Raw genomic sequence first — 26233 nt, 5'->3', positions numbered from 1 at the left:
CCTCAGTGATTGATGCCTATGAAATTGCAGTTTGTACTCCCAGGTTGGCGACGATGGGTTCGGCATCTCCTCCCATTCCTGCTTTTGCTGTCGTTTGTGACGGTCTTGCTGGTCGGTCGCGTGACTTCTGCGATCGGACAAGATGCCCGTCAAGAGATTCGAGGGGTTTGGATGACCCTCAACGACATGGACGTTCTCAAAGACCACACCAAACTGCAAAATGCAATCGGTCAACTGCGACAGCTAAACTTCAACACGGTTTACCCCGTAGTCTGGAACTCTGGCTATGTGATGTATCCCAGCGCGGTGGCACAACGCGCCGGAATTCAACCCTTTGTCTACACAGGTTTGACTGGGCAAGACATCATCGCTGATGTGACGGCGCAAGCCCATCAGCAAGGCTTACTCGCCATTCCCTGGTTTGAGTTTGGGTTGATGGCCCCCGCAACCTCAGAGCTGGTCTTAAACCATCCAGAGTGGCTGACGCAAAAGCGAGACGGCAGCCAGACCTCAGTGAGCGCTGCGGGTGAAGTGATGTGGCTAAATCCGTTTCTTCCTAGCGTGCAGCAATTCATTACCGATCTGGTTGTAGAAATCGTCACTCAATATGATGTTGATGGCATTCAGTTCGACGATCATATGAGTCTGCCTTATGAGTTTGGTTATGATGACTACACAGTTGCGCTGTATGTGAAAGAAACTAAAAAAGCGCCGCCTGCAAATGCCGCCGATGCCGCCTGGATGCGCTGGCGTGCCAATAAGATTACGGCGTTTATGGCACAACTCAACCAAGCTGTAAAAGCCAAAAAGCCCAACGCGATTTTTTCGATTTCTCCTAACTACTATGACTTTGCTTACCGATTTCACTTGCAAGACTGGCTAGGCTGGGTGCGGCAAAACCTAGTTGATGAGCTGATTGTGCAAGTTTATCGACCTGATCTGCAAAGTTTCACCGAGCAGATCAACCGATCGGAGATTCGAGAAGCTCAACAAAAAATTCCGACTGGCATCGGCATCATGGCTGGCTTGAGAAATAGCCCAGTTTCAATGGAGCAAATTCAGTCTCAGGTGCGGGCATCTCAAGATCGCGGGTTGGGCACGTCTTTCTTCTACTATGAAAGCCTCTGGAACGATGCTCCAGAATCGGTTAGCGATCGTCAGGCTGGGTTTCAAGCCATTTTTGCGGCTCCTGCTTTGCGATCTGCCAACAAATAGCGTAGTTGGTCTTCCAAAATTACAAATGCTTTACCATAAAGACGGGCGAGTTGTGAACTAACCGATTATGGCAAAGCGCAAAAAAGACGACCTCAAATGGATTAAAGAAACCCTCGAACTCAAAGACGATCATCGCTGGCAGTGCAGCCCTGGCTATAAAGTGTTTGTGGCCGATCGAGGTGCCGTTCGTTTCGATGTGCCTCAAAATTGGTTTTTTGAGCCAGATGTTAAGTCGTTTAAGTTTCTCGATCGCGAACCCCCCGATGATGATTGCCGTCTCGAAATGTCGTTTACTCGCCTCCCTGACGCAGATTGGAGCCTGTTTCCGCTCCAACATACCCTTAAGAAGATTTTGCAAGATGACGAACGCGATGTGATTGAGCGAGGGGAAGTGATCACGCTCAAACGTCAAACGGCTCGCATTGTCTGGGCAGAAATTAAATTCATCGATACTCAAGACAGTCGAGAAGCCTTTTCTCGCACTTGCATTGGCTTGGGATCAAACGTCCAGTGCCTGATCACGTTTGACTATTGGGCAGATCAAGCCGAGGAATTGACCCCCGTTTGGGATGAAGTCTTGCGATCGCTGACTCTGGGGCTTTATATTCGTGACCCCATGAGCGGCACCGCTTTCCCTGACTGAGTTGTAACGAGACTAGACCGCTTGCAAAAGCCAATTTGGGTTCTGCAAGCGGTCTAGAGTGTGAGTTACCCCATTGCTCCAGGCAGGAGACTCCGCGAATTTAATGAAGGCAATAGCTACTTAGCTTCAGAGCCTACGCCTGCCTTCTCGATTTTTTTGGCGGCTTGAGCTAACGCCTTGCCAACGCTGTGCAGCGGGCCTTTGACTCCTCTCCCGGCTTCGTCACCGATCGCGGTGGTCTGTTCACCTAACTGCTCTAAAACCTCAGCAATTTCACTGGCTTCAGACTTCTTTCCTTTCAGAAGCTTCTTTAGTTCCTTCAGGCTGGCAGAGAGTTCTTTAAGGTTTTCTTCTTTGTGACCTTTGAGAAAGTTCACCCACACATCGACCGACGCGATCGCAGCATCAGACTCGATCTCGGTCAGATCACCATGCAGAACTTCTGCTAGAGAATCCACATCAGGAGATGCGTCATCTTGATCTGCGTCTACGTGTTTTGCTTCTTCAGATTGAGCTTTTGTAGATTGCTTTTCTTCTAGGGTCGAGTCATCTTGCTTGCCTTTCGTCTCTTTTTGAGATGCCATCTTAGTGATTCCTTATGTTAAAGGTTGTCATTACAGTCACTAACTTAAGCCCTTGACAAAGGGCTTTCCTCTCTCTGGAGAGCAACATTAGAATTCACTTGAAATCGTTCAATAGAGAGACGCAAATCAAAAACTTTATCGACTCAAGCCACTAATTAAACAGCGTTGAAAGCGTCAGTACGGTCGTGACATATTACGTGTTTCTGCTGACCGTCTAAAGCATAGATCTGGATCAGTACCGTAGATCGACGATGGCTGATCACTTTCCATAAACAGAGAATAAGCTCAACGCTGATGTGGATGACGACCCCTTAAAAAAGATGATGGCAACTCAAACTTCCCTTCGTTCTCGTGGCATGGAACTGTTAGTGTCCTACCACAATAAACCTTCGGTTCGTGTGCGAAATCAGTTGGTGCAGTTAAATGCGGGTCTTGTCCGCAAGATTGCTCATCGAGTTAGCCATCAGTGCGCCGAACCCTACGAAGATCTAGAACAAATTGGCTACATTGGTTTAATTCGTGCCATTGAGCGGTTTAACCCTCATCAAGGCTGTGCGTTTAGCTCGTTTGCAGTGCCTTACATTCGAGGTGAAATGCTTCACTTTTTGCGAGATCGGGCCGGTACTGTTAAGATTCCCCGTCGCTGGCAACAACTCAACAAAGAAGGGCAACGAGTTCGCGAAAGATTGACCGAGGCATTGGGTCACCAGCCGAGCGACGATGAAATCGCCAACGAGATGGGCGTAGAAGTTCACGAATGGCGTGAGAGTAAGCTAGCAGCTAGAAATCGGCTGCCGTTGAGCTTGGACGCAACGATTAGTCAGCAACTCGATTCTCCGATGACGTTGGGTGACACGCTGCCCGATGCCCATTATCAGCAGCTTCAGCACTTAGAAGAAGACCGTCAGCAATTGCACAAAGCGCTAAACCAGTTAGAAGACAAAACTCGGCAGGCGATCGAATACGTTTTTTTGCACGACTTGTCTCGCAAAGAGGTAGCCGAACAAATCGGAGTTAGCCCGATGACGGTGACTCGTCGCATTCACCGAGGCATTCAGCAGATGGTTGGCTTGTTGCAGCCTCAAGTTTTGCAAACCGATCCTTAATGATTGACTCGTTCTGATCAGTTGCTCATCATTCACGAAAGCGCCGGGTTGAATCTAGTTCAGTCCGGCATTTTCTATACAAAAGATTGTTTGAGGATCGTGAATTAAATCGTATCGGTTACTTGCATAGGCAATGGACACGGCAGTGCCATGCCCTTACGCAGATTTTGAGTCATCGGGTTTTCATGTCAGCGATCGCATTCCGGGTCATGGAAGCGATCGCCTGATCGCTTGCTTTAGGTAAGTGATAATACTTACCTCCCGCTTGTTTAGCGAGTTCCTTGGCAAAGCCTGTCGAGACAAATTTGTTTTCGGTGTCAATCACGAGGAGTTGAGTGCCCATCGCCCGAATTTTGCCTGCGATATCTAGCAGTTCGGCTTTGATGTCGGGCTTTTCACCTTCAGGAATGGTTTCGCCGAGCGATCGCGCCAGCGGCACATTTCCCCGACCATCTGTAATCGCCACAATTACCACTTGACCAATATCTCCCGACTGTTGGGCATTGATCCCCACCCGGACGGCTTGAGTTAACCCGTGTGCTAAGGGAGAACCGCCTCCGCAAGCCATGCGATCGAGACGACGTTTTGCAGCTTCGATCGATCGCGTGGGTGGCAACAAAACCTCTGCCTGTTCTCCCCTAAACGGAATCAGCGACACTTGATCACGATTTTGGTAAGCCTCGGTTAAGAGCGTCAACACCGCTCCCTTTGCGGAGTTCATGCGGTTGAGCGCCATTGAACCAGACGCATCGACGACGAAGATAATCAAGGCTCCGGCTTTGCGGGCAAGTCGCTTTTGTCGAATATCACTTTCTTCAACAAAAACGCGCTTGCGGGAAGCGGCACTCGTTTCGGGTCGGTTGTCTTCAGCACGTTGACGGCGAGACTTTTGGTAAGGAGCCGCCGATCGTAACGTGGCATCGACTGCAACTCGGCGCACTTTTCCTTTGGGCAGCATCGGTTTGATGTAGCGTCCTCGATCGTCAGAAAAGATAACCGAGCGACTCCCAGATTTGCCTTGACGAGTTGCCATTTGAGCAAAATAAAGCACGTCTGGGTCAAGAATCACGCCTTCTGCATCAAAGACAAACTCTTCAGGAATGCTAGGTGGTTCTTGTTCTTGCTGATCTTCAGGTTCTTCTTTTTCTTCCTGCTCGTCTTGATCTTGTTCAGATTCGTCTTGGGGTTCGTCTTGGTTTTGAGGGGGCGGCGGTGGCGGTGGCGGATTCTCGTCAGGTGGAGTTTGGACGATCGTCGATCGTGGCACGATCACCAGTTTGACGGCTTGGTGCAAATCTTCTGCCACTACATCTATGCGTCCGTCTAGCGCGGCGTGGGCTTTGGCAACTCTGAGGGCAAATAGTTCGGCTCGATGCCCCTGAACGCCACCTCGAATCGCTTCATTCACTAAGTAATTAATCTGTTCAGTGGTGATGCGGACATCTTTTAACCACTCTCTCGCCAAAATAATCTGAGTTCTCAACGAGTCGAGATCTTCGGCATATTGCTGGAGAAATGCTTGTGGAGAGTCAGAATAGCGAGTGGCTTGCTCAACGGCTTGCACGCGATCGTCTAGTTCTAAAACCGCGTCGGCAGAGAGTGCGATCGCGATCCGATCCAGTAAATGTTCTCTCAGTGATCCTTCTTCAGGGTTGTAAGTAGCAATCAGTAAGGGCTTACACGGATGCTGAAAGCTAATGCCTTCTCGCTCAATCTGGTTACGTCCATCCGTTAAGGCAGTTAATAGGAAGTTAGAGATCTGATCGTCTAGCAGATTAATTTCGTCGATATAAAGAACGCCTCGATTGGCTTCTGCTAAAAGCCCTGGTTGAAAAACAGTTTCACCTTGTCTAATCGATTGGCTGACATCGACGGAACCAAGCAGCCGATCTTCGGTGATGCCGAGCGGAATTTGTACAAAAGGTGCCCGAATTACCTCAGTTGGAATCTCTGACAAATTTTTTATTTTTTCTAAAGTCAAGTCGTCCCAATCTTCGGGAGTGTTGGGGTCACAATTGCTGAGAGAATCTTTGACGACCTCGATCGGAGGCAGCAACGCATGAATTGCCCGTGCCATCACTGATTTGGCGGTGCCTCTGCGCCCAGCAATCACGACTCCTCCCAATGTCGGATCGACCGCCGCTAAAAGGAGTGCCATTTTGATGGCTTCTTGACCCACGACCGCAGCCAGCGGAAACGTGGTAATTGGGGAATCAACTACGGACATATCATCTCAAAAATAATAATTAGTACATTAAAGAAAAGAAATTGCGCTCAGGGTTCTCCAGCTTTCTGAGATTGTTGGATCACGGCGCTCCAATCATCGTTTTCGACGGCGGCTTCTAGGTTTTGACGACGCTCGGCTTCTGAGGTTGAAAGCTGATCTGACTCTTTGCTGAGTGCTTGATCTGCCATTGCCTTACGAAGTTTCAATTTTTTCTCCTCATATGCCTCTCGATCGGCAGCAGACATCACCAGTTTTGCCGCTTCTCCGACGGTGCCAGCCCAGCGATCGCTCTCGTCTCCATTCCCAGATGGAACTTCACCATTCTCAGCAATCCACGCATCCCTTAACTGCTCCATTTCTTCGCGCTTAGGAAACTTGAAGGTTTTTAGCCGCAAAAAGGCACAGGTCTCGTCGCCAACTTGAGACACATGACCACTGAGAGAAAGCGGCACATTGCGCGAATAGCCCACGTATTGAAGTTGAAGACTGCGATCGAAGACTGCGTAAACTCCCGCAATTTTGGCATTTACCGCTTGAGCAGACCAGTCTACGACAGACATCACTTCATTGCCCTGACTTTCTAAGTTAGGAGCGCTGGTCGTTGTCTCAGTATGCTCGTCATCAGAGCTATATAAGAAGCTGTGTAAGCCTTGGTGCGCTTGGGGGACATTTTGATGCTCGATCGCAACTGAGTTATCTGCTTCCACTTGAGTTGATCTCCGTTTCGCACTGCATCAGATTCATTTTATTATCGGAGATCTAGGCAACCGAATTTTGCGAGATCGGAGATCATCCCCTCCCATTCTTTCTAAAGATGGCGTAAACTTTTGTAATCAAGTTTTAAGGTAATTTTCAGAAATGGCAACTCCTGCTGGATTTGGGAAGGCGAAACCGCAGACACAGAAGCAGCCGAGTAAGGGTGCTGAAAAGCGGGCTGAGGCATCGCAGCTTTACGATCGGTTCAAAGATGATGGCACACCTGAATATGAGATTTACATTCGGGTTCAGGGCAAGAAAAGCTGGTTTCCGGTCGGTGCGATCGCGGTGAAGCGCTCAAATCAAATCAATCATGCCATTTTTGACAACTTAGAAGAACTACAAAAAGGGGCGTTTCGGCTGTTTCCGGTGCTGAAGAAAAATCAGGCTCAGTTGGAGTATGGCTATCGTCTGAAAGGCTTTAAAGACGACGAGATCGAGTTAGCCGAACGTCCTTCAGCCGGGTCAAACGCGGGAATTGGCGTTCAGAATGCGCTGTCGATGATTGGCGATCGTGTCTTCTCAATCTTCAAACGCAAATAAGATCTATAGCAATCCTATTTCAGTTGTCAGAGTGGGACAGCCTTCTAGCCTGTACGGGCAAGATGCCCATCCCACAATTCACCTAGGATTGCTATAGAACTCGTCATTTTGCGAAAAATTAGCCTAGATTTCTCTGTAGCTGCAATCCCAAAAGTCCAATTTTGATGTGTTCTAGCAAGCTGTCTTTGCCCGATGCCCGATCGCACTGTGTCAAGGGTTTACGACAATTCTTGGCAACTCGTTTGGCGCTAATAGTTTGCTTGTGAGGTGTGCCACGGCCGGTAATGATCACGACAAGATCAGCCTGGGCAATGTGGCTCTCAGTTTGTTTCGCCCACTGATCGCCATCCTCGGCGGTGCACCAGACCAGATGCACTTTTGACTGCCGCAAACACTCTTCTACCTGCACTTTGACGTTGTTTTGACCTCCAAAGATCACCACTTTTCCGGCTAATTCTGCATAAGGGTCAGGTTTTTCGTCTGATTGGCCGCAATCATCAGCCGCCGCACGAGAGCGAGAGCTAGGGTTTCCACTGGGCGGCACTAAGGTCAGATGAGATGGATATTTTTGTTGACGTAGCTTAGTCGCCTTTTCATACATCCGAGACAGCTTCCATTCTGGAGTGCCCGCAATCACGATCGCCTTTCCGTCCCGATTACAGTCGTTGATTTTGTCGAGTAAGGCGTTAACCACTTCTTCGAGCGCTTCTAGTGACTTCAGATCTTCTTTGGCGTAGTGAACCTCGATCGCTAAATCGGCGGCTTCATAGTAGTTTTCTTGAGCGGCGATCGTGTCCAGTAGCTGACGCTTTTTCTCGTGTCGTCGGCGCTGAAGCTCTTCTCGTTCACGCCGTCTCAATTGGGTGTCAGACTCTTCGCGCTCTTGTCGCTGCCGTCGCTCTTCGATCAGTTGCCCGACCCAATCAATGGGTTCTTGAGGTTGACTCTGACGAATCTCTAATAATTTTTCTGCCAGCTTAAGCAACTCATATTTAAGCTGATAGCGATAGTGACGAATTCTAACCTCTAGCTGCTGATAGCGATCGTCATCGATCGGCGTGTTGACCCGTTGCAGTTCCCGTTGCAGGTTTTCTAACTTGATGCAAAAATGTTCTAGCTTTTGCTGAATCTCAAGACAGGCTTCTCGCTTAACAATTTCTGTTTCATAACTCTGGACAAATTGCTCGAAGGGATCAAAGCTTTGCATACTGGTACAACCTTTTTTGAGTTGGGTGAGAGAACCAGACCAATGTCAGGATGTTGCTCAAAAGATAAATATTCTTAATATCTCTGTCTAAACTAGGTAAGGTCAGCGTGGAAGTACGGAATCATTCTTTGTCTGCCATCCAACGAGTCCTTGTCTTTACTTACGTTTCATGAAATACAGACGTTTTGGGCGCACTGAGTTACAAATCCCAGTCTTCACCTGTGGCGGAATGCGCTATCAGTACAAGTGGCAAGATGTTTCATATCAGGAAGTCCCAGCCGATAACCAGAAAAATTTAGAAGCGACGATTCACCGATCGCTAGAAGTGGGGATCAACCACATCGAGACGGCTCGCGATTATGGCACGTCAGAGTTGCAGCTTGGAAAAGTTTTGCCAAAGTTGCCCCGTGAAAAGCTGATTGTGCAAACCAAGGTTGGGCCGATGGCAGACGCGAAAGCGTTTTTAAAGACGTTTGAGCAATCGCTGCGGCTGCTAAACCTGGAGTATGTGGATCTGCTGTCAATTCACGGAATCAATCTCGACAGTCACTTAGATGAGTGCTTGCGATCGGGTGGCTGCTTAGAAGTGATGCAAAAGCTTCAAGCTCAGGGAAAAGTCCGATCGATCGGGTTTTCGACTCACGGCCCGACTGATGTAATTGTGAAGACGATCGCGACTAATCAGTTTGATTATGTCAATCTGCACTGGTATTACATCAATCAAGTCAATTGGCCCGCGATCGAAGCCGCAAACCAGCTTGATATGGGTGTCTTCATCATCAGTCCTTCTAATAAAGGAGGGTTACTTTACCAACCTTCGCCGAGGCTAGTAGATCTCTGTGCGCCACTCAGTCCGATCGTGTTTAACAATTTGTTTTGTCTCAGCCATCCGCAGGTTCACACTCTGAGCGTGGGGGCTGCCCGTCCTGAAGATTTTGACGAACACTTGAAGACGCTAGACTGGCTTGATCGAGCAGACGAAATTCTGCCGCCTATTTTGAAGCGACTAGAAGATGCTGCGATCGAGCGATTGGGCGCTGACTGGGTTAACACTTGGCGAACCGGATTGCCATCGGTCGATGAAACCCCCGGTCGATTAAATATTCCGATCATTTTGTGGCTACGAAATCTGGCGATCGCTTACGACATGGTGGACTACGCCAAAATGCGCTACAACCTGCTGGGTCAAGCAAGCCACTGGTTTCCGGGGGCAAGAGCCGACGCGATCGACCCCAAATCTCTACAAAAATGTCTAGTCAACAGTCCTCATGCCGATAAAATTCCAGGCATTTTGCAAGAAGCTCACGAGCTGTTGAGTGATGCGATCGTCAAACGCATGGGCAGCTCATAACTTTTAAATTTCTGTCTAAAGTTGTATGCCACAAGCAAGACATTTGTATCAATCAACTAAGTCTATGATTAGAGACAAATACGGGTCGGTTAAGGAAGCTATCGATTCTTGTCGATTAAAGAAGTTGCAGGTTAGCAACCTCAGTGAATCGACTGGATTGAAAGTGGTGGCATTGCAAAAAAAAGCAGACAAGCTAACACTTAGTCCAGTAGTTATCTGTCGTGCTTCAGTTAACGTCAGTTCGATGAGTTCTTTCGCTTCGTTCTTCAGGGCTTCAGCCCCCTAAATCCCCCAACTCTGGGGGACTTCAAGCCCAGAATTTAGGTTCAAAGTCCCCCAATTTGGGGGGATTTAGGGGGCAACCCGGATTGGCAACCGTAGCGAAAAGCTTCATCGAATTCACGCTTAGTTATGTTCTAAAAACTATAGGAGCTTACTTTGATGGAGACTGATATTCGGATTACTCTTATTGAAGATCATGACCTGACCAGAGTTGGTATGAGAACTGCACTACAGCAGAGACCTGGGTTTAAAGTGGTCGGCGAAGCCTCAAATGGCACCGATGGCTTGAAGCTGATGACTTCTGCAAAGCCAGATGTCGCGATCGTTGATATCGGCTTGCCTGACATTGACGGCATTGAGCTAACTCGTCGCTTTCGCCAAGCCCAAGCAGCAATGGAAGACGAACCCATTACCAAAGTTTTGATCTTGACGCTGCAAGACAACGAAGATGTCGTATTAGCCGCTTTTGCAGCCGGGGCAGACTCCTATTGCATGAAAGACGTGAGCTTAGACCAGCTTGTAGAAGCGCTGCGCGTCACCCAAGAAGGCAACTCTTGGATTGATCCCGCGATCGCTCGTGTCGTCTTGCGGCAAGCGCGAGACACCCAGCCCGAAGACAGCGCAGTGGTTGAATTCAAAACGGTTTCGATCAGTGCCGCCGAGCCAGAATATAACCAAATTATTGAAGCTTACCCTCTGACCGAGCGAGAGTTAGAAGTCTTACAACTGATTGTTGATGGGTGCAGCAACGCCGCGATCGCTGAGAAACTCTACATCACGGTGGGAACAGTTAAAACTCACGTTCGCAATATCCTCAATAAACTGTGTGCAGACGATCGCACCCAGGCAGCCGTGAGAGCACTGCGATCGGGCTTAATTGGGTGAAGAGAGTTAAGCAGCCATTCCAGAAACCTGTGCGATCGCTGATTCGTCATCTAGCAGCGCTGATGGTTTGCATTTCTCTTTGTCTGTTGGCTCCGATCGCGAGTTGGGCATCTGATGCCGATCTTTCTTCTATCACTTCACCTAGCAGCAATTTGGCTAGACCCGACACGAATAATATTCCGTCTGAAAAAGTGACTCAATTTGTCAATGTCTATCTGCAAGTTGTAGCGTTGATTGAGCGGCGAGAAGGAGAGCTACAGGCAGCCGAAACTGAATCTGAGTCACTCCGCATTCAGCGCGATATCGAAATGGCAGCGATCGTCCTGATTGAAACCGCAGGCTTAAATCGTCAAGAATATTTGCAACTTTTAAGTCTCGCCAACGTTGATCCTGAATTTGGCGAACGGGTTGTAACCCTCATACAAGAGACTGCTACCTGATCCCCAGCTATCTGAAGCAGATTGGAAACACAAAGGGCTGAACTTTCCCAATGAGGGAAGCCGCACAACTGGAAATGGGTGATTAAATAGAAAGACAGATTCCAGAAGTCGGCTTATAAATCGTGGTAGAGCAATTGTATTGTCACGATCGCAGCTTCTCTCAATATCTTGCTAAAACCCGATCAATGTAGATCAGTCTTGAAAAGATCCGTTCGCCTTTGCAGTGAGGGTTCATCGACTTGATTCTCTAATTTGCCCATTTTCTAGCTTTATTCAGTGAGCATTCACGATGACCAGCATTGCTCCCATTTCTCAGACTGAGTTAACCCAGCGACGGCAAAAACTGCGCCGTCAGCGACGAGTCAGGTTTTTTCAAACAAGTTGGCGCAGTCTCGCAGTTACAGGCTTGGCAGGTGGGGCGGTTTGGGTTGCCACCTTGCCTGCTTGGGTGATTCGCAAGCCAGAGCAGGTTACAATCAAAGGCAATCAATTTATTTCTGCTCAGACAATTCGCACCTTGCTGCCGATCGCTTATCCTCAATCTTTGCTCAAAATTCAGCCTCAAGCCCTTGCAGATGCGCTGAAATCAAAGGCTCCGATCTCTGAAGCAACCGTTGACCGTCAACTGTTTCCTCCAGGGTTGACGGTGAGAGTTCGTGAGCGCAACCCGGTGGCGATCGCTCAACCCAGTTCTAGAGTCTCAATCTCTAGCCCGCCTACTGCCTCAAAAGGCGGTCAACCTGCTCAAGCTTCTGACCTGCAAGCAAACCCTACTCAGTCTGGTCTTCTCGACGAAAATGGGATTTGGACTTCGCTTGAAACCTACACCGCGCTGAATCAAAGCTTTAAACTGCCAACGCTTAAAGTTACCGGGAACCTATCGCAATATCGCCCGAATTGGACTACCCTTTATCAAATGTTAAGCCGCAGCCCGGTCAAGGTTTCTGAAATTAACTGGGAAGACCCCAATAATTTAATTCTTAAAACTGAGATTGGTTCCGTTCACTTTGGAATGTATGGTTCTAACTTTGCAAATCAACTAAAAGCGCTTGATCAGATGCGCCGATTGCCTAATCATGTCAATCCTAGCCAACTCTCCTATATCGATTTAAGAAACCCAGATTCCCCATTTCTTCAAATGAATCCTTCAAAAACTCCTGTAAAATTAAGTACTCCTTGAGCCGAGCTATGAGAAAATTTGCAAATTAACTGCTAGAAAACTTAACCTGATATCGTTAATCTAAATACCTTTTCGCCGCGATCGATGTGGCAGCATCGTTCATTCTTCTGTCTTTTTCTCTGATTATCTAGCTTCGTCTAGCGCTGATCTCTTGTTCATAACCCTCGCTGAAATTCCAATGACGCTTAACAATGAGTCAGACACCTCAACCCCTCTCGACAGCCGACTAGAGCGCGGCTACGAAAGTTCTCATGAAGGACAATCTAGCTTCTCATCCATGGCAGAAAATCCTAACCCGTTTGGCGGCAACTCCAGTCTATATTTAAGTCAAAACTCCAGCCTCAAAGGTTTGCCTGAAGATTCAAGGAGTGGTGATATCGTGCCAGGAAGCGTAGCAAAGATTAAAGTCATCGGCGTGGGCGGGGGTGGCGGCAATGCAGTCAACCGAATGATTGCCAGCGATGTGTCTGGAGTTGAGTTTTGGACGGTAAACACCGATGCTCAAGCGTTGTCTCAAGCTCAGGCTCAAGCTTCAAAACGTTTGCAAGTGGGTCAAAAATTGACGCGAGGGCTAGGGGCAGGGGGAAACCCGGCGATCGGGCAAAAAGCCGCCGAAGAATCTCGTGATGAAATCGCCACAGCGTTAGAAAACTCAGATCTTGTGTTTATCACAGCAGGGATGGGGGGCGGCACGGGCACGGGGGCGGCTCCGATCGTCGCCGAAGTCGCAAAGGAGTTAGGGGCCCTGACGGTTGGAGTCGTGACTCGCCCCTTCACATTTGAAGGACGGCGACGCACCACTCAGGCCGAAGAAGGGATTGCCGCGCTGCAAAGCCGAGTCGATACCCTGATTATTATTCCTAATGACAAGCTGCTGACGGTGATTTCTGAGCAAACGCCTGTACAGGAAGCGTTTCAGACCGCAGATGATATTTTGCGTCAGGGCGTACAAGGCATTTCAGACATCATCACGATTCCCGGTTTGGTAAACGTAGATTTTGCTGACGTAAGAGCGATCATGGCAGACGCAGGTTCGGCACTGATGGGCATCGGCATCGGGTCTGGTAAGTCTAGAGCTAGAGAAGCAGCGATCGCCGCAATTTCATCGCCTCTATTAGAAGCGTCCATCAACGGAGCCAGAGGAGTTGTTTTCAACATCACGGGTGGCACCGATCTGACGCTTCATGAAGTCAATGCGGCGGCAGAAATCATTTATGAAGTCGTTGACCCCAATGCCAATATCATTTTTGGGGCAGTGATTGACGAGCGGCTTCAAGGCGAAGTCCGAATTACGGTGATTGCGACCGGGTTTTCTCCTGAACCTCAACCCCAGCAAGCTGCTGGAAAACCAACTGCGCTCCCGAAACGATCAGTGACTCCGACGACTCCGACTCCAGCTTCAACTCCCGATCCGAAAAGCAAGCCTCCAGGTTTAGATATTCCTGAGTTTTTGCAGAAACGCAGACCACCGAGATAAAGGTTAGGCTCTTCAAATCTGGAGCACTTGAAGTGATTCTCCTGCCATAATTTGAGTCTGCCCGATCGGAATGACTCCCAAACTATTTGTTCCAGCAAGATTAATTAAATTGCCGGAACTGCTGCTTCCTGTCGCGATCGTAAACTCGTAGGAGTCATTAACCCAGTGCAATTGACCCCAGAGATAAGACTCTCGCTTGCCGTCTGATCGTAAGTCTTGTTGAGCGATCGCTTGCACAAATGTCGGCTCCCATCCTTGGGGCAAGCCCGATAGTTTTTTGAGAGCGGGTTGGACAAATCGCCAAAACGTCACGAGGGCTGAAACGGGATTGCCGGGCAGCCCAAAATAAAGCGCTTTTGGAAACGTGGCAACCGTTAAGGGCTTTCCGGGTTTAATGGCGACCGCGCGGATGTGAATCTGTGCGCCTAGCTCTGCCAAAATGCGATCGACATAATCATAATCGCCAACCGAAACGCCTCCAGACGAGAGAACGACATCGGCGATCGCAACCGCATCAGCGATCGTGCGTTTCAGAGCTTCGGGCTGATCTGCCACAATGCCTAACGGAATCGCTTCTCCGCCCATCTGCTCGACCAGTGCCGCGAGTGCATACTGATTAGAATCAACAATTTGTCCGGGTTGCAACGGTTGATCGGGTGTGACTAACTCGCTGCCCGTAGACAAAATTGCCACGCGAGGACGACGATAAACTCGCACTTGACTACATTGTGCTGCTGCCAACACTGCGATTTCGGGTGCCTTCAGCACCAATCCTGCTGACAACAAGGGCGCACCTGCTTGATAGAAAGCCCCGCGATGACGTACAAAAGCTTGCGGCTCGATGGGAGGTTTCAGGATCAAAACTTGTTCATCTTCCCGCTTTGTCTCTTCTTGGATGACGATCGTATCTGCCCCTTCTGGCATCACAGAGCCTGTGAGAATTCGGGCGGCTTGTCCGGGTTTGACCGATCGCTGGGGTTGATATCCAGCCGGAATCTCTTCTACGATTTCCAAGACGACGGGCTTCTCAGCGCTAGCAGATTTGACATCCTCAAACCGCACGGCGTAGCCATCCATTGCCGAATTGTCCCAGTGGGGAAAGTCTAGATGACTGGTTACAGAGACTGCCAGGATGCGATCGCGCACGGATCGCAAATCCACATCCTCCACGTCCTGTATATTAAACGGTTGGACTAAGTTAAGAATTAGCTCTTCTGCTTGCTTTGCTGGCACCATTGTTTTCTCACCCACTTTATTCAGTCAGCGTAAACCATCTCTGACCTGACACTTAAACGGTTTTTTGCACAAGTTCGCTGTCATGTGGAATAATAGTTGTTTGTGTCCAAATCAGTGTCTTCACAATTAACCGATCATGGCTAAGAATAAGGGCGTTAGAATCGTGATTACTTTAGAGTGCACCGAGTGTCGCACCAATCCTGATAAGCGATCGCCCGGTGTCTCTCGTTACACCACCACCAAAAACCGTCGTAACACTACAGCACGGCTAGAACTAGCTAAGTTCTGTCCTCACTGCAACAAACATACTGCCCACAAAGAAATCAAGTAACTAGTAGATCGTTAACTAGTTATATCGGCTGTCAGCAATAAGCTGGTAACTTCTTGCCCGTAGTCTCTCAGCCCGACTACTGACCACTGACCACTCACCAAGGAATCACCATGAGCTATTACCGTCGTCGCGTCTCGCCTCTCAAGCCTGAAGAACCGATCGATTATAAAGATGTCGATTTGTTGCGGAAATTTATCACCGAGCGAGGCAAAATTCTTCCCCGTCGGATCACAGGACTCACCGCTAAACAGCAGCGTCATCTGACCGTTGCCATTAAGCGCGCTAGAATCATGGCGCTGTTGCCCTTCATCAGCCAAGAAGGTTAATCTGCGGGGTGTTAAGGTGTAGAGTGTGAGCGCGTTTTGCTGCTAGATATCAGGCACCACTCCCCGGCTCTCATTTGCTGTCCTTAACACCCTTAATTGCACTGACCTCAATGGAGAAGGGAACCCTAGTTGAATTTCGCCTCAATAGCGATCGCCGTCTTGCCGTTGCCGAACGTCCAGAAGGCAAAAAACATTGGATTGTGACCGACGATCGTGGGCAAGCTCACACCCTTCATCCTCGACAAGTCACTTACGAAATTGCTGACGAAACTTATAAGTCTGCCGACATTCCCAAGTTTTTGCAGGAGATTCAACCCTATCTTGATCCATCAAGTTTAGAAGTTGCCTGGGAGATCTTGAGCGAAACTGGCGAGAGCACTGCGCCGATCGAAATGGCGATGTTGCTGTTCTCAGAGAAGACCGCGCTCTTGTGTTATGCGGCGTACTGCTTACTTTCAGACGATAAGATTTACTTTAAGCAGAAGGGCGATCGCTACGAACCTCGACCTGCTAACCAAGTTGCCGAACTCAAGCACCAGATTGAGATGGAAGCTCAACGGCAACGCGACTGGGAGAGCTATCTAGAGCGCCTTCAGCAAGCCTTAAAGGGTGAAGCCGTCGAGTGGCAACCCAGCGATCGAGTTCGCCTCGATGCCATTGAGCGATTTGCGACCTTGGGAGATGAGGCAACTCATCGCACGCCTGCCCTTGAAACCTTGGGCGCTCTTAAACGGCAGGAAACTCCTCAATCCGCTTTTCAACTGCTGATCGATCTGGGTTTGTGGAGTCCTCACGAGAATCTGTCCCTGCGGCGCAGCCAGATCCCTACTCACTTTTCTACAAAGGTTTTGGAAGTGTTGCACCACCGCTTGGAGTTTCCGCCTGCTGACTCAAACGCCGATCGGTTAGACCTGACTCACTTAAAGGTTTATACGATCGACGATGAAAGCACCCGTGAAATCGATGACGGCTTGAGTCTAGAAATTCTGCCAGATGGTCAGCAGCGCCTCTGGATTCACATTGCTGACCCGACTCGCTGGCTCATCCCTGGTGATGACTTAGATTTAGAGGCTCGTCGTCGAACCACCACTATCTATCTGCCGACGGGAATGATTCCGATGTTTCCGTCTGAGTTAGCAACCGGGCCGATGAGCTTAAATCAAGGCGAAGTCTGCTGTGCCCTCAGCTTTGGGGTCGTTTTAGACGAATCGGGCGGCGTACAAGATTTTAGCATTCACACCAGCTTGATCAAAGCCACTTACCGCCTCACCTACGACGATGTAGACGAGATGCTGCAATGGGGCGTTCAGGCAGAGTCAGAATTGGAAACGATCGCGCGTTGGGCAAAACGCCGTGAGCAGTGGCGACAGTCTCAGGGAGCGATTAGCATTCACATGCCCGAATCGTCCATCAAGGTCAACGGCGACGGCGAGGTTGTGGTCTACGTCCTGGAAGATTCCGTTTCTCGGCAACTCGTGGCTGAAATGATGATTTTGGCAGGAGAGGTGGCTGCACGCTATGGTCAAAAGCACGGCTTGCCAGTGCCTTTCCGCGCTCAACCGCAGCCCGAATTGCCTCCTGAAGGTGAACTGCTGCAACTTCCGGCGGGCCCTGTGCGCTCCTGTGCGATTCGCCGCTGCATGCCTCGTAGTGAGTTGAGCATCACCCCTGCTCGTCATGCCAGTTTGGGGCTAGACACCTACACTCAAGTCACCTCTCCAATTCGCCGCTATAGCGATTTGCTGACGCACTTTCAGATCAAAGCGCATTTGCGAGGTGCAACGCTGCCATTCTCCCCGGACGAAGTGAAAGATTTGATGCTTACTATTGCCAGTACGGTGCAGGAAGCCTCTCTTGTCGAGCGTCAAACCAATCGCTATTGGGGCTTAGAGTTTCTGCGTCGCAACTCGTCTGAGGTCTGGCAAGCTCTAATGCTGCGCTGGCTACGTGAACACGAAAACCTTGGACTCATCTTGTTAGAAGATTTAGGGTTGGAGTTGCCGATTCGGTTTAGCCGATCGATCGAACCTGGCGATCGCCTCGATCTCAAAGTCAGCCACGTCGATCCGCGTCAAGACATCATCCAATTCCAGGAAGTGGTCACTCAAGCAGTGGGATGAAGAAGCAACAGAGAAGTCACGAACTCCTTAGTCTTTCTTAACAAACAAATAAACCTGGTCATGCTCGTATTGAAGCTGAAACTGGGGAGTCTTTTGGGCTAACTGAAAAACCTGATTCGCAAGCTCTAGGCTACTTGCCCACCCAGGATGACGGAGATTGAGCAACACGTAGTCAAACTGATTGAGAGTCGTAGGTGGCGCAACCAGATTTGTGTACTCCAAAAACGGACGATGGGTGAGATGAGGAGCGATGTAGCTGGTGGTGAGAACGGCACCTTTTGAATGCACTTGGGCGATCGCCTCTCGCGTCGCTTGCCAGGTATCGAGACGATCGAGATACTTCTCCCAAAAAAAACCGTACTTTGCCAACGCCAGAAATGCCATCAGCGACCAGAGGATTATGGTTCGTGAATTTTTGATCCACCCTTTGCCGGCTGCCATTGCCGAGATCACAGACAGCACCAAAAATGGTAGAGCAGGCAGTGAGTATTGGTGCACCAAGTTGCGCTGAGATTCTGACTCTGACAGAATGTTGATGACAAAAGTAGGTAGTGCTGCAACTAGGGGCGTAAGCGATCGCAGTGAAAGCCCCCAGGCGATCGGGATTACTAGTAAAAATACGTAGAATAGGGTGTCGATCGAGAACAACTTTTCCAAAATTAACCAAGGCTTGAGAAAAAGATTCTTCACAACCTCCGCCAAAGAAGTTCCCAGATATCCGTATCGCGCCACTGACTCGACTCCACCGGGACGAAAATAGGGAATCACAAGCTGGGTGGCGATCGCAAACCAGATACCGCCTAGCAGAATCGCGATCGTGCCACACTGTCGCTTTTTCTCGAATACCAAAAGCCAAAAACCCATCGCTGCAACGGTTAGCGACAAAGCATCTCGACAGCCCAAAATCAACACAATACAGAAAGTAAACCAGCCCACGCGATCGGCTCTTGCTGCTAAAACTGCGGTGAGAATTAACGGTAAAGCGATGACTTCTGGATGAAAATCAAACAGATTAAGGTTGAACAGTAAGGGGTAAAGAAGATAAGAGAGGGCGATCGTGTTTGCCTGTGACGCATTCAATCCCGCTTGTCGTGCCAGGTGCCAGATAGGTAAAGCACCCATGCTCAGAGAAATCGCCTGAATCGCAAACAGCCAATACACACTGGGATAGAGCTTGTAGAACACGGCGACCCCATACAGAATCCAATCTGCGTGACCGCCCATGAAGTGATAGCCCCAAAAAGACACGATCGGCGTGATTCCCTGACTAATCAGATAAATTGCCTGGTCAAAATATCCCAAATCTAGAGCGGTGGATTGAAACAGCAAATGGCGGACGCTACTGCACACAAAAAAGATCAGGCTGTTGATGGCAACTATTCGCGCGATCGCTGGAGGCACAATTTTCTGAAGGTAGGTGCGATCCAGATATTTTTGCCAAGCTTGGACTTTCTGAGTTTGCATGAGTTGAGAAAATGGAGCGATCGGGAGAGACAAGTTAAGTTTCTGCACAGTCTTCATCAATTTACCTGAACACAGCCAGTTAAAAGCTGTCGCACCATCTGGCTCTAGTAATTTCTTGCAGCGATCGCTCCCCGTTGCGAGAGAATGATAGATACTATCAGCCTTTGGGAATTTTTCCCGGTGGGAATGCCATCTGATAGAATTTATGAGGTTTTTATAAACTGAGCCAATGAGATCGACGCGGGTACGAATTGCAATTGATGCGATGGGGGGAGACAACGCCCCTGCTGAAATTGTGGCGGGCGCACTCAGGGCGCAAGAAGAACTAGGGGTAGATGTGTTGCTGGTGGGTGACCCTCAGCAAATCGAAGCCTCCTTAAAACAGCACACTCAATCCTCATCGCTAGAGATTGTGCCGTCAGAAGGCGCGATCGAGATGTCTGAGGAGCCGCTGATAGCTCTACGCCGCAAGCCCAAAGCCTCGATCAACGTGGCAATGGATTTGGTTAAAAAAAAGCGGGCAGATGCCGTGGTTTCGGCAGGTCACTCTGGGGCAGCGATGGCGGCGGCTCTGCTGCGGTTGGGCAGATTGCCAGGAATTGACCGTCCTGCGATCGGGGCTGTTTTGCCAACCATGATTGCAGGCAAACCTGTCTTGATTCTCGATGTTGGCGCAAACGTAGACTGTCGCCCAAAGTTTCTAGAGCAGTTCGCCTTAATGGGCAGCATCTATTCTCAATACGTGCTGGGAGTCGCAGAACCCAAAGTAGGGTTGTTGAACATCGGCGAAGAACCCAACAAGGGCAACGAGTTGGCGATTCAAACCCATCAGCTTCTCGAAGAAAACCCCAACATTCCTTTTATTGGCAACGCCGAAGGACGAGATGTGTTGTCGGGTCATTTTGATGTCATCGTCTGTGATGGCTTTGCGGGGAACGTGCTGCTAAAGTTTGCCGAAGCCGTCGGAGAAGTTGCCCTACAAATCTTGCGGCAAGAGTTGCCCCGTGGCTTACACGGCAAGGTAGGCGTTTCGTTTCTGCGTCCCAATCTGAAGCGGATTAAACAGCGAATGGATCACGCTGAACATGGTGGCGGCCTGCTGCTGGGGGTGGCCGGAATCTGCATCATCAGTCACGGCAGTTCTCAAGCGCCGACGATCTTCAACGCGGCACGGTTGGCAAAAGACGCGATCGACAATGAAGTCCTCGATCGCATCGCGGTCACCAGCCGTTTGGCAGAGAGCTAGGCGCACCACCAATCTAAGACCCGGTAATGATGGAGAAGGAATCTTGGAACAGTCAGGGGTAGGGATTGCAATCACGGGGAGCGGCTCATCGACTCCGACCGTTGCCCTCAATAATGTTGAGCTGAGTCGAGTTGTCGAAACGTCTGACGAATGGATTGCATCTCGCACAGGCATCCGTGAGCGCCGATTAGCAGAGCCGGGATGCTCACTCACAAAATTGGGAGTCGCGGCGGCGAAGGATGCGATCGAGATGGCGGGCATCGCTCCGACCGATCTCGATTTGATCATCTTGGCAACTTCGACCGCCGATGATCTGTTTGGTAGTGCCAGTCAAATTCAAGCGCAATTGGGCGCATCTAGAGCGGTTGCCTTCGATTTGACTGCCGCTTGTTCTGGCTTTGTATTTGGCATGGTCACGGCAGCGCAGTTCATTCGCACGGGCGTTTATAGAAATGTGCTGTTGATCGGAGCCGATGTGTTATCTCGCTGGCTCGATTGGTCTGATCGCCGCACTTGTGTGTTATTTGGGGATGGAGCCGGGGCGGTGGTGATGCAGGCAAGTCAGCACGATCGGCTTTTAGGATTTGAACTCCGCAGTGACGGCACGCAAAACAACTGTCTCAATTTGTCCTATCACTCTCAGCCAAAAGAACTGCTGGCAGGTGTGACAATTAATCAAGGCACCTTTCACCCGATTACGATGAATGGTCAAGAAGTTTATCGCTTTGCAGTCAAGAAGGTGCCTGAAGTGATAGAAAAAGCTCTATTTCGGGCAAATTTAACCGTTGCGGAAATTGACTGGCTCTTGCTGCATCAGGCAAATCAGCGCATTCTCGACTCGGTTGCCGATCGGCTCAAAATTCCTCCCGAAAAAGTGATCAGCAATCTGGCAAAATACGGCAATACGTCCGCCGCGTCGATTCCTTTAGCGTTAGATGAAGCCGTTCGACAAGGCAAAATTAAACCGGGCGATACGATCGTCACTTCTGGCTTTGGAGCCGGGTTGACGTGGGGTGCAGCCATCTTTCAGTGGGGATAGCAGGATTATGACTAAGACCGCATGGGTGTTTCCGGGACAGGGGTCTCAAGCGATCGGCATGGGAATGGATTTGCTTGAATTGCCAGAAGCGATGGCTAAATTTGAGCAAGCCGAACCGATTCTTGGCTGGTCAGTGATTGAAGTTTGCCAAAATCAAGACGACAAAGTTTCTCATACGCTCTACACTCAGCCTTGCTTGTATGTTGTGGAAAGCATTTTGGTAGACTTGCTGAAGGCGAAAGGGCAGCACCCTGATTATGTCGCAGGGCACAGCCTGGGAGAATATAGCGCACTTTATGCGGCGGGTGTGTTTGGCTTTGAGGATGGGTTGCGGCTGATCAAGCGTCGCGCAGAATTGATGGACAGCGCATCGGATGGCATGATGGCGGCGTTGTTGGGCTTCGATCGTCCCCAGCTTGAAAGGGTGCTCGCCAAAACTTCCGGTGTGGTGTTGGCCAATGACAATAATGCAGGTCAGGTCGTCATTTCTGGCACTCCAGAGGCGGTCGAAACCGTGTTAACTCAAGTCACGTCTAAGCGATCGATTCGGCTTAATATCAGCGGGGCGTTCCACTCGCCTCTGATGGCAGACGCGGCAACTCAATTCAAACCTGTTTTAGATTCTGTCCCTTTTGCGGCGGCTCAAGTTCCAGTCCTCTCAAATGTTGACCCGACTCCTAGCACCGATCCGGCAGTGCTTAAAGACCGTCTAGACCGTCAGATGACTGGCGCTGTGCGCTGGCGTGAAATTTCTCTGCAACTGCCTCAAGAAGGCGTTAAGCGTGTGGTCGAAGTGGGCCCTGGCAAAGTCTTGACTGGAATTATTAAGCGCACCTGCCCTGATTTAATGCTAGAAAATATCGGTAGGTTTGCCGATCTCTCTTCATGACTCGCGCTTCTCACTCAGAACCATTTCCCGATCGAGAACCGTTGATCAGCCTGCTGCTTTACCGTCTGTTCAAATGGTCGATCGTCAGCCCGGTGCTGCACACCTATTTTAGAGGACGGATTTATGGAGCCGAGAATGTGCCCCAAAAGGGACGCTTGCTCGTCGTCAGCAACCATGCCAGCGATTTTGATCCGCTTTTGCTCTCGTGCGGTGTGGGTCGTCCGGTGGCCTATATGGCAAAAGAGGAACTGTTTCAGGTTCCTGTACTGAAGCAGGCAATTCGAGCCTATGGAGCCTACCCGGTTAAGCGAGGATCTGCCGATCGCAGTGCAATGAAAGCGGCGATCGCATCCATTGAGTCAGGTTGGGCAACAGGCGTGTTTCTCGATGGCACTCGCACCCTTGACGGACGCATTGCAGATGCCAAACTCGGCGCAGCTTGGATCGCGGCAAAGACTCAATCGCCTCTACTCCCCGTCAGCCTCTGGGGAACTCATACCATCTTTCGCAAAGGCTCTGCTATTCCTCACCCGGCTCCAGTTACGGTGCGAATTGGGGAACTGATTGCACCCCCAGCATCGAGCGATCGCTCAGAACTCGAAGCTATCACTCAACGCTGTGCACTAAAAATCAATAGCCTGCATGACTTGGGACGCTAGAGTTGAAGTTTGAATTGCTAGAGTAAAATTCTGTCTCTCATCACGATTCTTGAAATGTCAGATTTAAGATCAGAACTCACCGAATCTCTAGACGAAGCCGAATGGAATTGGCTGATTCCCCACGTCGATCGAGATGCCGTGATCGTCGTCGCTCCTCAACTAAATTTAGTCGATGTGGGAATGGCGATCGTCAATGACCACTCCGCCTCAGTCCAACATTGGATCGCTGAAGGTCTGATTTACAAGCCGTCTGAGCAACAAAAAACTGACTGGAACGCGCATCAAGACAAGCGATTTCATGCCTTGATTGTTCAGCCTTATGTATTGGTGCAGGACTCGATCGCAGCTTGAGCTTTAGGATTCTCTGCCAACTATCGCCCTCCATGCAGTCGGCTCCAGCTTGCCCCCGTATGCCCTGTAGTCACCCAGAGAACTGCTCTACCTCCGTCTCGGAGTGCCTTCGATAAGGGTTCTTCAGGCTGCTCAGAAGGCACTGAGACGGGTTTGAGATGAATTCCTCGACTTCCCAGCACAATCTCGCCAATGATTTGAGCGCGTCGCATGTGATAGTCAGAAGTCACCAAATAGACGCTTTGAACGCCTTGCTGCTTTAACTCATCGACTAGCGTCGTGAAGTTTGTCACCGTATCTACGGCTTGATAGTCTAAATTGAGTCGATGCAGATCAACGCCCGCTTCTGAAAATACCTGTTCTGTATAATCTCTTGGGCTGCCTGAAGAAATCCAGATCGGCAAGCCAGGATGCTCACGAGCAAACTCCGCCGTAAACCTCTCACGCTCCAACGCCACGGTCGAACCGCCTAAGACGAGAATTGCTTGAGGCTTCTCAAAATAGATACGAACGGCTCGGAAGCCAAACCAAACCACTAAAGGCAAGATGAACAACATCCAGGGAAATCGTTTCCCTTTCGATCGAGTTTTCTTCTTTGAGTGGTGAAGCTGATGATTGTGAGACGCTTCTCTCGATCGCATGATGACACCCGAACTCAACCACTCACTCGATACAAAGTCTACTGCACACCCCTGATCAACTCAAGACCTCGCCGATTACTCAGGTCGCTGTGGCTGAACGGGAGGGGCTGATTGGGCTTGAGCGATCGTCGCCTGAATTCTCGGCACAGACAAGAACTTTTGGGTTGCCGCCAACAGCTTTTCGCCCCACAAATTGTCTTTGAGAAACTTCAAGTCACCATAGCGACTATCTAACCGAATGGCTGCTTCGCCCAGGGTTAAACCTTGCTCACGATCGCCTTTGTTATAAAGCGCGACGGCGGCTGCTAATTTAGGTTCTGCCGCTTTGGGGTCGATCGCTACCGAAGTCCGCCACAGCCGAATCGCATCGTCAACGTCTCCCTGCTCATATTTAACCAGCGCCACATTATTGATAGCGGGCCAATATTCTTTGTCTTGAGCATAAGCTTTTTCGTAACTGGCGATCGCTTCCCGATTTTGCTTCAGCATCAGGTAGGCGTTGCCCAGATCAAATAGCGCTCCAGGCACATTTGGTTTTAACTTCAGCCCAGATTGAATGTAGTCGATCGATTGCTGATAGCTGGCTTTCTGAAAGTGCGCTGTTCCCAAGGCAAATAAAATTGCGGCATTACGGGGATCAATCGTCTGTGCACGTTTGAGCGCATTAATTCCCGGATCAATCTGATTGGCTTGAAGATATAACCCGCCTAAAACTGCCCAAGCTTCAGGAATCTTTGGAGCTAATTGGGTTGCTAACCGTGCGCGCGATAATGCCAGATCAAACTGTTGAAACTGAGCCAGTTGTGTCGCTTCCTGCACTAGACCAATGCCCTGCTGCTCTAGCTTTTTGGTGTCAAGTTGCAGCATGTGGGGCACCAACGCCTGTCCGAAAGCGGGATGAGCGGCAGTCCACACACTCAAAATGGTCAGGGCAGAAAGAAAAGAAATACGTTTGGGCACGGTATAAGCTTGTCCGAAAAAACAGTGGGGCTTCAGTTAGCTTAATCCATCTTGCGGAGGATCGGGGCAAAAAAGCATCCGAAGAGAATCGAAAATTTAAGGATCAAAAAGTCAATATCGGGCACGATCGGAGCTAATCTTATTAACCTTAAACAATTTGTTCTCAACCGCCCAAGGCTAACCTGGCTCCTTTTATGGATCGTTTTAAAGTCGAAGTCATTTCCCAAACGCCAAACCCGCAGCAGACTATCTATGCAGCGATGCACCAAGATTATGCAGAGAATTTCGTCTGTGATGATCGCGATCGCTTTCCCGACGAAGCCAAGTGCGGCGAAGTGATCATCAAACAACTGCTGGCAGGCAATCGGGGTCACTACGGCCCGTTAGAACATCCGCAAATCGTGTTGAACTGCGGCTGGTTTCCCCATAGCACCATGCAGCAAATCCGCACTCATCGTGTGGGAATCTCATTTGATGTCCAATCTGGACGCTATACAGGGCAACGGGTTCTGGATGTGGTAGAAGGCAAGCGCGACATTGAAGAGGTGTTTTATTTGCGTCCGTTGGGCTTTTATAGCGATCGCCAGGGCAAAAAATATGAATACACGCTAGAACAGCGTCAACAAGATATTGAATGGTGTGTCACCGCCTGTCAGCGCTATAAAGACCGAATTGATCAGGGGTTCTCAGAAGAACACGCGAGAGGATTGATCCCGTTTGATGTGCGTCAGCATTGGGTGATGTCTGCCAACGTGCGATCGATGATGCACTTAATTGACCTGCGCTGGAAAGCAGATGCCCAGCTAGAAGCTCAAAAGCTCTGCGAATGCATTTGGGAACCCTTTCAGAAATGGGTGCCAGAGATTGCGAACTGGTACGAAGCCAATCGCCTCAAGAAAGCGCGTCTTGCACCTTAGCTTCATATAAAAGAAACCTTCTTGATGTGATCTTCACATCCGTACGGAACTTGTCACATTTCTAACAGGTCTCGTGAGCAAGAGATGATTCCATTCTACTGATCCGCAGAGCTTCCTCATTGGATTGGTAGAAGGCAGCTTTGCTGTGTCTACTCAAG

26 protein-coding genes are annotated in these 26233 nt (G+C 49.7%); 18 read left to right on the top strand and 8 right to left on the bottom strand.

The window, feature by feature from the left end:
* Window positions 1-18: 18 nt before the first annotated feature.
* On the top strand, window positions 19-1215 hold the full coding sequence (locus tag C7B65_RS03600) for a glycoside hydrolase family 10-like protein (protein ID WP_073069522.1): 1197 nt from the start codon (window positions 19-21) through the stop codon (window positions 1213-1215).
* A 67-nt stretch (window positions 1216-1282) separates the two neighbouring features.
* Window positions 1283-1858, top strand: coding sequence for a hypothetical protein (locus C7B65_RS03595; protein ID WP_073069521.1), 576 nt, complete (start codon window positions 1283-1285; stop codon window positions 1856-1858).
* Between the two features lie 116 nt (window positions 1859-1974).
* On the opposite strand, the gene C7B65_RS03590 is transcribed toward C7B65_RS03595, so the two are convergent.
* Window positions 1975-2442 carry a hypothetical protein gene (locus C7B65_RS03590; RefSeq protein WP_073069520.1) on the bottom strand — a complete coding sequence of 156 codons (468 nt, stop codon included), beginning with the start codon at window positions 2440-2442 and terminating at the stop codon, window positions 1975-1977.
* A gap of 323 nt (window positions 2443-2765) precedes the next feature.
* Here C7B65_RS03590 and C7B65_RS03585 point away from each other — a divergent pair, with 323 nt between their 5' ends.
* Window positions 2766-3548 carry an RNA polymerase sigma factor SigF gene (locus C7B65_RS03585; RefSeq protein ID WP_073069519.1) on the top strand — a complete coding sequence of 261 codons (783 nt, stop codon included), beginning with the start codon at window positions 2766-2768 and terminating at the stop codon, window positions 3546-3548.
* Window positions 3549-3720: 172 nt separating this feature from the next.
* Here C7B65_RS03585 and bchD read toward each other — a convergent pair whose 3' ends face one another.
* Together bchD and C7B65_RS03575 are read right to left on the bottom strand one after the other, a co-directional pair.
* Complete coding sequence (gene bchD / locus C7B65_RS03580) at window positions 3721-5775, bottom strand: magnesium chelatase ATPase subunit D (protein ID WP_073069518.1); 2055 nt, start codon at window positions 5773-5775, stop codon at window positions 3721-3723.
* 47 nt (window positions 5776-5822) lie between these two features.
* Window positions 5823-6482, bottom strand: coding sequence for a GIY-YIG nuclease family protein (locus tag C7B65_RS03575; RefSeq protein ID WP_073069517.1), 660 nt, complete (start codon window positions 6480-6482; stop codon window positions 5823-5825).
* A gap of 151 nt (window positions 6483-6633) precedes the next feature.
* On the opposite strand from C7B65_RS03575, the gene C7B65_RS03570 reads away from it, so the two are divergent.
* Window positions 6634-7074: an HHL1-like protein gene (locus tag C7B65_RS03570; protein WP_073069516.1), complete on the top strand. Its 441-nt coding sequence runs from the start codon at window positions 6634-6636 to the stop codon at window positions 7072-7074.
* Between the two features lie 118 nt (window positions 7075-7192).
* Here C7B65_RS03570 and C7B65_RS03565 read toward each other — a convergent pair whose 3' ends face one another.
* On the bottom strand, window positions 7193-8281 hold the full coding sequence (locus C7B65_RS03565) for a DUF2325 domain-containing protein (RefSeq protein ID WP_073069515.1): 1089 nt from the start codon (window positions 8279-8281) through the stop codon (window positions 7193-7195).
* A 169-nt stretch (window positions 8282-8450) separates the two neighbouring features.
* On the opposite strand from C7B65_RS03565, the gene C7B65_RS03560 reads away from it, so the two are divergent.
* The 5 genes from C7B65_RS03560 (at window position 8451) to ftsZ (ending at window position 13896) form a co-directional block, all read left to right on the top strand.
* Window positions 8451-9632 carry an aldo/keto reductase gene (locus C7B65_RS03560; RefSeq protein WP_073069514.1) on the top strand — a complete coding sequence of 394 codons (1182 nt, stop codon included), beginning with the start codon at window positions 8451-8453 and terminating at the stop codon, window positions 9630-9632.
* Window positions 9633-10073: 441 nt separating this feature from the next.
* Window positions 10074-10799: a response regulator gene (locus C7B65_RS03555; RefSeq protein ID WP_073069513.1), complete on the top strand. Its 726-nt coding sequence runs from the start codon at window positions 10074-10076 to the stop codon at window positions 10797-10799.
* Window positions 10796-11239, top strand: a complete 444-nt coding sequence (locus C7B65_RS03550; protein WP_223257277.1) for a DUF4168 domain-containing protein — start codon at window positions 10796-10798, stop codon at window positions 11237-11239. The genes C7B65_RS03555 and C7B65_RS03550 overlap by 4 nt, the downstream gene beginning before the upstream one ends.
* 289 nt (window positions 11240-11528) lie before the next feature.
* Window positions 11529-12419, top strand: a complete 891-nt coding sequence (locus C7B65_RS03545; RefSeq protein WP_073069512.1) for a cell division protein FtsQ/DivIB — start codon at window positions 11529-11531, stop codon at window positions 12417-12419.
* A gap of 178 nt (window positions 12420-12597) precedes the next feature.
* The gene (gene ftsZ / locus C7B65_RS03540; protein ID WP_073069511.1) at window positions 12598-13896 is read left to right on the top strand and encodes a cell division protein FtsZ; all 1299 of its coding nucleotides are present in this window, start codon (window positions 12598-12600) and stop codon (window positions 13894-13896) included.
* A gap of 12 nt (window positions 13897-13908) precedes the next feature.
* Here ftsZ and C7B65_RS03535 read toward each other — a convergent pair whose 3' ends face one another.
* A complete protein-coding gene (locus C7B65_RS03535) occupies window positions 13909-15132 on the bottom strand; it encodes a molybdopterin molybdotransferase MoeA (RefSeq protein ID WP_073069510.1) in 1224 nt (407 codons plus the stop codon).
* Window positions 15133-15268: 136 nt separating this feature from the next.
* Between C7B65_RS03535 and rpmG the strand changes: the two genes are divergently transcribed.
* The 3 genes from rpmG to C7B65_RS03520 all read left to right on the top strand — a co-directional run bounded on the left by rpmG (window position 15269) and on the right by C7B65_RS03520 (window position 17909).
* Entirely contained in the window at window positions 15269-15463 is a 195-nt protein-coding gene (gene rpmG, locus C7B65_RS03530; RefSeq protein WP_073069509.1) for a 50S ribosomal protein L33, read from the top strand.
* A gap of 110 nt (window positions 15464-15573) precedes the next feature.
* On the top strand, window positions 15574-15789 hold the full coding sequence (gene rpsR, locus C7B65_RS03525) for a 30S ribosomal protein S18 (protein WP_073069508.1): 216 nt from the start codon (window positions 15574-15576) through the stop codon (window positions 15787-15789).
* A gap of 110 nt (window positions 15790-15899) precedes the next feature.
* Window positions 15900-17909 carry a ribonuclease catalytic domain-containing protein gene (locus tag C7B65_RS03520; RefSeq protein ID WP_073069507.1) on the top strand — a complete coding sequence of 670 codons (2010 nt, stop codon included), beginning with the start codon at window positions 15900-15902 and terminating at the stop codon, window positions 17907-17909.
* Between the two features lie 27 nt (window positions 17910-17936).
* Here the strand turns inward: C7B65_RS03520 and C7B65_RS03515 are convergent, their stop codons facing one another.
* A complete protein-coding gene (locus C7B65_RS03515) occupies window positions 17937-19430 on the bottom strand; it encodes a DUF2079 domain-containing protein (RefSeq protein ID WP_223257276.1) in 1494 nt (497 codons plus the stop codon).
* Between the two features lie 172 nt (window positions 19431-19602).
* On the opposite strand from C7B65_RS03515, the gene plsX reads away from it, so the two are divergent.
* Genes plsX through C7B65_RS03490 form a run of 5 tightly spaced genes read left to right on the top strand, consistent with a single transcriptional unit; the run spans window position 19603 to window position 23557 of the window.
* Complete coding sequence (plsX, locus tag C7B65_RS03510) at window positions 19603-20619, top strand: phosphate acyltransferase PlsX (protein WP_073069506.1); 1017 nt, start codon at window positions 19603-19605, stop codon at window positions 20617-20619.
* The gene (locus tag C7B65_RS03505) at window positions 20570-21658 is read left to right on the top strand and encodes a beta-ketoacyl-ACP synthase III (RefSeq protein WP_181314322.1); all 1089 of its coding nucleotides are present in this window, start codon (window positions 20570-20572) and stop codon (window positions 21656-21658) included. The genes plsX and C7B65_RS03505 overlap by 50 nt, the downstream gene beginning before the upstream one ends.
* Before the next feature lie 7 nt (window positions 21659-21665).
* Window positions 21666-22547 carry an ACP S-malonyltransferase gene (gene fabD, locus C7B65_RS03500; RefSeq protein ID WP_073069505.1) on the top strand — a complete coding sequence of 294 codons (882 nt, stop codon included), beginning with the start codon at window positions 21666-21668 and terminating at the stop codon, window positions 22545-22547.
* Window positions 22544-23206, top strand: coding sequence for a lysophospholipid acyltransferase family protein (locus tag C7B65_RS03495; protein WP_073069504.1), 663 nt, complete (start codon window positions 22544-22546; stop codon window positions 23204-23206). Before fabD ends, C7B65_RS03495 begins: the two co-directional genes overlap by 4 nt.
* 54 nt (window positions 23207-23260) lie before the next feature.
* Complete coding sequence (locus C7B65_RS03490; protein ID WP_073069503.1) at window positions 23261-23557, top strand: DUF2288 domain-containing protein; 297 nt, start codon at window positions 23261-23263, stop codon at window positions 23555-23557.
* Window positions 23558-23577: 20 nt separating this feature from the next.
* Here the strand turns inward: C7B65_RS03490 and C7B65_RS03485 are convergent, their stop codons facing one another.
* Entirely contained in the window at window positions 23578-24216 is a 639-nt protein-coding gene (locus C7B65_RS03485) for a YdcF family protein (RefSeq protein WP_244913152.1), read from the bottom strand.
* Between the two features lie 57 nt (window positions 24217-24273).
* Window positions 24274-25158 carry a tetratricopeptide repeat protein gene (locus C7B65_RS03480; RefSeq protein ID WP_073069502.1) on the bottom strand — a complete coding sequence of 295 codons (885 nt, stop codon included), beginning with the start codon at window positions 25156-25158 and terminating at the stop codon, window positions 24274-24276.
* Between the two features lie 194 nt (window positions 25159-25352).
* On the opposite strand from C7B65_RS03480, the gene thyX reads away from it, so the two are divergent.
* Window positions 25353-26075 carry an FAD-dependent thymidylate synthase gene (gene thyX / locus C7B65_RS03475; protein ID WP_073069501.1) on the top strand — a complete coding sequence of 241 codons (723 nt, stop codon included), beginning with the start codon at window positions 25353-25355 and terminating at the stop codon, window positions 26073-26075.
* The last annotated feature ends 158 nt before the right edge of the window (window positions 26076-26233 follow it).

This window comes from Phormidesmis priestleyi ULC007, from assembly GCF_003003695.1.
Lineage (GTDB): Bacteria > Cyanobacteriota > Cyanobacteriia > Leptolyngbyales > Leptolyngbyaceae > Phormidesmis_A > Phormidesmis_A priestleyi_A.
Note: the sequence above shows the minus strand (reverse complement) of the source record. Positions and strands in the feature narration are given on the sequence as shown.

Bases quoted from the DNA above. Each gene is read 5' to 3' on its own strand.
- rpmG (WP_073069509.1), top strand. From the start codon at position 15,269: ATGGCTAAGAATAAGGGCGTTAGAATCGTGATTACTTTAGAGTGCACC.
- plsX (WP_073069506.1), top strand. From the start codon at position 19,603: ATGAGATCGACGCGGGTACGAATTGCAATTGATGCGATGGGGGGAGAC.
- C7B65_RS03505 (WP_181314322.1), top strand. From the start codon at position 20,570: ATGAAGTCCTCGATCGCATCGCGGTCACCAGCCGTTTGGCAGAGAGCT.
- C7B65_RS03545 (WP_073069512.1), top strand. From the start codon at position 11,529: ATGACCAGCATTGCTCCCATTTCTCAGACTGAGTTAACCCAGCGACGG.
- C7B65_RS03570 (WP_073069516.1), top strand. From the start codon at position 6,634: ATGGCAACTCCTGCTGGATTTGGGAAGGCGAAACCGCAGACACAGAAG.
- C7B65_RS03595 (WP_073069521.1), top strand. From the start codon at position 1,283: ATGGCAAAGCGCAAAAAAGACGACCTCAAATGGATTAAAGAAACCCTC.
- C7B65_RS03590 (WP_073069520.1), bottom strand. From the start codon at position 2,442: ATGGCATCTCAAAAAGAGACGAAAGGCAAGCAAGATGACTCGACCCTA.
- C7B65_RS03560 (WP_073069514.1), top strand. From the start codon at position 8,451: ATGAAATACAGACGTTTTGGGCGCACTGAGTTACAAATCCCAGTCTTC.
- rpsR (WP_073069508.1), top strand. From the start codon at position 15,574: ATGAGCTATTACCGTCGTCGCGTCTCGCCTCTCAAGCCTGAAGAACCG.
- bchD (WP_073069518.1), bottom strand. From the start codon at position 5,775: ATGTCCGTAGTTGATTCCCCAATTACCACGTTTCCGCTGGCTGCGGTC.
- thyX (WP_073069501.1), top strand. From the start codon at position 25,353: ATGGATCGTTTTAAAGTCGAAGTCATTTCCCAAACGCCAAACCCGCAG.
- C7B65_RS03515 (WP_223257276.1), bottom strand. From the start codon at position 19,430: ATGAAGACTGTGCAGAAACTTAACTTGTCTCTCCCGATCGCTCCATTT.
- C7B65_RS03555 (WP_073069513.1), top strand. From the start codon at position 10,074: ATGGAGACTGATATTCGGATTACTCTTATTGAAGATCATGACCTGACC.
- C7B65_RS03495 (WP_073069504.1), top strand. From the start codon at position 22,544: ATGACTCGCGCTTCTCACTCAGAACCATTTCCCGATCGAGAACCGTTG.
- C7B65_RS03565 (WP_073069515.1), bottom strand. From the start codon at position 8,281: ATGCAAAGCTTTGATCCCTTCGAGCAATTTGTCCAGAGTTATGAAACA.
- ftsZ (WP_073069511.1), top strand. From the start codon at position 12,598: ATGACGCTTAACAATGAGTCAGACACCTCAACCCCTCTCGACAGCCGA.
- C7B65_RS03585 (WP_073069519.1), top strand. From the start codon at position 2,766: ATGGCAACTCAAACTTCCCTTCGTTCTCGTGGCATGGAACTGTTAGTG.
- C7B65_RS03600 (WP_073069522.1), top strand. From the start codon at position 19: ATGAAATTGCAGTTTGTACTCCCAGGTTGGCGACGATGGGTTCGGCAT.
- C7B65_RS03490 (WP_073069503.1), top strand. From the start codon at position 23,261: ATGTCAGATTTAAGATCAGAACTCACCGAATCTCTAGACGAAGCCGAA.
- C7B65_RS03520 (WP_073069507.1), top strand. From the start codon at position 15,900: ATGGAGAAGGGAACCCTAGTTGAATTTCGCCTCAATAGCGATCGCCGT.
- fabD (WP_073069505.1), top strand. From the start codon at position 21,666: ATGACTAAGACCGCATGGGTGTTTCCGGGACAGGGGTCTCAAGCGATC.
- C7B65_RS03535 (WP_073069510.1), bottom strand. From the start codon at position 15,132: ATGGTGCCAGCAAAGCAAGCAGAAGAGCTAATTCTTAACTTAGTCCAA.